A 4,520-nucleotide genomic window follows, 5' to 3' on the forward strand; every position below is an offset into this window, starting at 1 on the left:
TCGTCCAATATTGAGCAGTCAATTGTTATCACAGAAAACACCAAGAGCTACTCCACTAGATCGGATGCCTCCAGTGTATTAGTGCGCTCCTACACAGTGGAATTCAACGAGCCAGACAATGATACCGGATTAAATCCGGCGAGCTTGTAATGCCATCCACTTTCATTGATGGTGACGATTGCTCACCCGTAACCCAGCAATCATTGGGTGACGCGATCAAGGCTTGCTGGGTTAACAAGTTGGGCTATGCAGCCCTGGACGATTACACCGCATCAAGTATCCGGTACTTGGTATTTCAGCATATCACCAATGCCAAAGCTTACGGGGGAGTAGCTTTCAGGATTGAAGTCACGTCTGCTTTCGCCGTAAGCCAGACTTTTGGCACCAGTTATACCGCGGCTACAAAAACACTCGCGAACGCGGGAACGGCAGGTGCGGCGGCGACATTTGCCAATACATCCCCCATTAAATTTAAGTGCATCAGAGGTGCCAGTTCGGAGTTTGACTGGGTTATTCCCTATCAGCTCACCACTTCTGTTATCTTGGGCTGGCTGCGATGCAAGAACCTAAACGATGTAGATGAGAATTTCTACTGCGCGTACCTCCAGCCTAACTCTATGTCCGGCAGGACATGGCGCGGTGTAGCTAGCGGTTTTCTATTACGGGGCGTTAGTATTTACAGCAGCTGGGGTGGTGACCTGGCGGCTTCCAACCATCTTGGAAAATTTGATGTGGTTGGAGTAATTGGGATTCTCACTACAAGCGGATTGCTTGGGTATACCAGCGACGATTTAGCATTCGGGGCTGGCGACGGAATACCCCTCTTGGGACAAGCTGGCGACCGACAAAAAATATGGAACGGCGGGACATCAAGCAGTAGCTGGTACGTCCGATGACGGATTACCTAATAGGGCAATTTTTTAGCAATAACTTTTCCTCTAATCAAGTTAATGCTCTGTTAGGTATTTCATTCAATACCAAGCCTCAATCATTGGTGTATGAAGGCAAGAATAATCAGCTAGGTATTTCATTCAATACCAAGCCTCAATCATTGGTGTATGAAGGCAAGAATAATCAGCTAGGTATTTCATTCAATACCAAGCCTCAATCATTGGTGTATGAAGGCAAGAATAATCAGCTTGGAGCCTTCTACCTTCTGCTTCCGGCAATCGGATTAGAAGATAGAAGCATTCGCCCCCAAGGCTCTATATTCGCCAGTGCGTTCAGCTCTTTCTATCCTAAAGTTCAGGCGAATGAGTTTAATTTAATACTTCAGTCAAGAGCAGCAATAGGAGCCACAGTCCCGAGTTTCTCCCCGCTGTTTTTGAGTCTTTTACAGCCAAAAGATTTTTCTTTTCTAAATTCATTTTCATCGGAGATAGCAGAAGTACAAGTATCGGAATTGGTGCTTGATTGGTTTATCCAAACGTTAACCATTCATCAAGAATTATTTGGTGCTAATTACTCCGAAACTATTAATGAAATAAGAATAAGAAAATCAGAATTACTCATTAGGGACAATCTAAATGCTTTGCCTGCAAAATTGTTTGCTGGGTTATTCTTCAAAGCGAAGATAGCCTTTAGGGAGTCGGAGGATATTAAGATTACCTTTTGGAAAAACAAGCCAATCTTCGTAAAGGATGAGTCGGGATACAGATATAAATACTTTGCAGCGGAAGTAACAATATCCGAGGATTTATTGTGATTAAGGTATTTTGCAGTGAAGGACAGTTGCAGGCTTCGATAACAATCGGTGGAATAACTTATAAAACAAGTAGCCCGCCTTTGACAATAGAAACTCTGGAAATAGAAAAAATAGTCTACCAAGTCAAATTAGCAGATGGGAGTATTCGACAACGAATACTTCCAGAAATGACAGAAGGGTACTACAGCATTTACGTCGGATTCCTACCCGAACCCGTGAATCCATCCCACGTAGTAGTTGAAGTAAATCGCACGATTGGCGGACTATTAAACGCAACGCCATACATAACCGAAACCTATTTATTCAAAGGGAACTATTTACCTTATGAACCTAATGGCTTCGATTCTGCATATTTTACTAATACTGGGATACCAGCATTAAAAATATCTGATATCAATGGAACGATAGCACTAATAGAAACACCGACTGACTACGTAATCAATTGTGACGGCTGCGGTGTGGGCGAATGTAAAGGGAATAAAGCCCGATATCCTGGGTACGATTGCTTGGATTGCGCCAAACTTCAACGCCAATTAAAGAGCATGGGAGCAAAGATAGATGGCGTCACAAAACGATGATGTTCTGCGGCTCTATGATGCTATCACCGAACTCAATAATAAAGTAGATAGACTAACTGAGCTAGTAAATGAACATCATTCTGATATCGGATTGATAGCACAGATACTAGAACCAATGGCTCAAATAGCTGCACGGATCAAGAAGATTCCTCTATTAGGAAACATATTTAAATGAGTCAAATTTCCGCAATAGTAAAATATATCCCTGACGTACGCGCTAGCGCACGCTATATGTACATGATGACAGAATCACTGGATAAATATGTTTTGAAACAGGGAAGATTAAACAAAACATTTAATGATACCTTTAAACAGGTAAAAATATTAAAACAGAATGGAGAAGTAGTAACTAAGAATTTAAAAAATGTAACCAAGGTAGCTGAAACAGTAAAAAAAGAATCAGGGGCGATGAAGAAGCTGTGGGATGGCTTACTTAAGCCGATAAAGGGATCTAGCGAAGCGGGTAAGGCTGCAGCCAGTGGAAAGGCTTTAGCAGGGCTAGCCATTCTCTCATTAGCGCTCTTTACGGCTCAAACAAAGCTGACTGAACTTACCCAAGATGCACAAATCAAAAGCACTGATTCGTTAGCTGATTCATTATCCAAGGTGCTTGCAATCGCTATCAGAGGCGTCCAGGGAGCCAGAATAGCTAATAATAAGTTGGAAGAAGCTAGACTAGAAAATCAGCGCGTACGCGACCGCATTTACGGACTAGAAAAGCAACAGCCAAAGATACGAGAAAATGCAAACAATGCATTATATGAGGTCAGGGCGGGAAGAGGCATCTTGCAGGCTGGGATTGATGCAGCTAAAAAAGCGGCGAACGATGCGTTGGCAGAAGCGCGTTCTTACAACACTAAACAAAATAACGCGATTACTAATTTAAGAAATGATTTTAACAAATACATTACTAACGCCAACAATAATTTTCAACAAACGATTCAATCAACCATTTCTAATATTCAAAAGGGATTATCCGAAGCACAACAGGCAAATAAGTTAGCAAACGAAAACATCAGAAAAGCCAATGAAAGTATTGGACTGCAATCGAAATTAATCAATGGCATCCAAGGCACCCTTAAGGGAATTAATAACGCCACAAATGACGTAACTGGATTGATTACATCTGTAACAGAACGCGTTAAGTCTGCTGTTCTTCCTGAGATAAAAACAGTTCAAAGAGGGATTGTTGAGCTAAAAAATGAAAACTCTATTATCCGCGTTGACTTGGACAGTTTCGAGAAAGCTGAACAAGCCAAAAACAGCGTTCTTGTATCAAACGATAACCTGATTTTTGGCTCAATTAGCAACCTCGCTGGGCAGATTAATCAGCAGAACAACCAGATAAGTCAAATCAAAAACGGTGTGGTTACATCACCATCCATTACGGGGCTGACGAGGTCTGTCGAAACTCAGCAAAAAAAACTTAATGGACTTGAAAGCGATTTAAGGAAGATAGACTCAACAAACACAAGCCTAAAAAATGACTTAAAAGGTTTAGACACAAAACTCAAAGATACCGAAAAAGTGAATACTGAAGGCAATAAAAAGCTTGATCAGATGCTTACCATCGTAGCGGGTTTAGGGGGTTTGACAACGGCGATTTCTCTAATTCCAGGAAAAACAGCCAATATCATTACTCCAGCTATCCCGACACCTAGCCAGATTACCCAGGCGACGGGTACAGCAATTTGTAACAGCGCTAATGGTGGGTGCTTGGGCAACGCATTAAATAACACGGCTAATAATATAAACAACAACAGCAATGCTAACAATAACAATTTATTGGATGCATTTAACGCAGGAAGTAACGCCGCCGCAAACGCCCAGCTAGTAGAAGTGTTAGACCGCCTGGGAGATAAAGTCCCAGGCGGCTTATCAAGCAAGCTTGTCAATGGATTCAAATGGTTGCAGCTAGATAGAGCGCTGAACATCCTTACATTTGCTGCCACGGTTCATAATGCTGCAATGCTTAGTAATGACATCCTACAAACATTAGTAGGAGCATTAACCAATGTACTTACCTTGATAATTCCTAAGGATGATGCTGGTAATGCTTTTAATATTGGTGAAGCGATAAACAGTACTGTAGAAAATGTTGTCAAGGGTATAGTAGGAGCCGAAAATTACACCAATCTCACTAACGCTTGGGCTAAGGCTAACAGGATTTACCAAGCGACAACAAATGTATTGAACAGTTTTATGAGCCTCACTCAAACCGTTCTGCAAGCGGCTGA

General features: G+C 41.9%; 5 protein-coding genes. All 5 read left to right on the forward strand.

All coding sequences use genetic code 11. The features are described from left to right. The first annotated feature begins 149 nt into the window (after positions 1-149). Positions 150-896 (forward strand): hypothetical protein, encoded by a 747-nt coding sequence (locus H6G32_RS26185; protein WP_190463660.1) that lies wholly within the window; start codon positions 150-152, stop codon positions 894-896. Beyond that, positions 893-1,705: a hypothetical protein gene (locus H6G32_RS26190; protein ID WP_190463663.1), complete on the forward strand. Its 813-nt coding sequence runs from the start codon at positions 893-895 to the stop codon at positions 1,703-1,705. The genes H6G32_RS26185 and H6G32_RS26190 overlap by 4 nt, the downstream gene beginning before the upstream one ends. An 80-nt stretch (positions 1,706-1,785) precedes the next feature. Then, entirely contained in the window at positions 1,786-2,283 is a 498-nt protein-coding gene (locus H6G32_RS26195; protein ID WP_190463664.1) for a hypothetical protein, read from the forward strand. Next, positions 2,264-2,458, forward strand: coding sequence for a hypothetical protein (locus H6G32_RS26200; RefSeq protein ID WP_190463666.1), 195 nt, complete (start codon positions 2,264-2,266; stop codon positions 2,456-2,458). The genes H6G32_RS26195 and H6G32_RS26200 overlap by 20 nt, the downstream gene beginning before the upstream one ends. After that, a partial coding sequence (locus tag H6G32_RS26205; RefSeq protein WP_190463668.1) for a hypothetical protein occupies positions 2,455-4,520 on the forward strand: 2,066 nt, incomplete at its 3' end. The genes H6G32_RS26200 and H6G32_RS26205, both read left to right, overlap by 4 nt.

This window comes from Cylindrospermum sp. FACHB-282, from assembly GCF_014697195.1.
Lineage (GTDB): Bacteria > Cyanobacteriota > Cyanobacteriia > Cyanobacteriales > Nostocaceae > Cylindrospermum.

Excerpts from the sequence above, each read along its gene's own strand:
- H6G32_RS26190 (WP_190463663.1), top strand. The coding sequence starts at position 893 with ATGACGGATTACCTAATAGGGCAATTTTTTAGCAATAACTTTTCCTCT.
- H6G32_RS26185 (WP_190463660.1), top strand. The coding sequence starts at position 150 with ATGCCATCCACTTTCATTGATGGTGACGATTGCTCACCCGTAACCCAG.
- H6G32_RS26200 (WP_190463666.1), top strand. The coding sequence starts at position 2,264 with ATGGCGTCACAAAACGATGATGTTCTGCGGCTCTATGATGCTATCACC.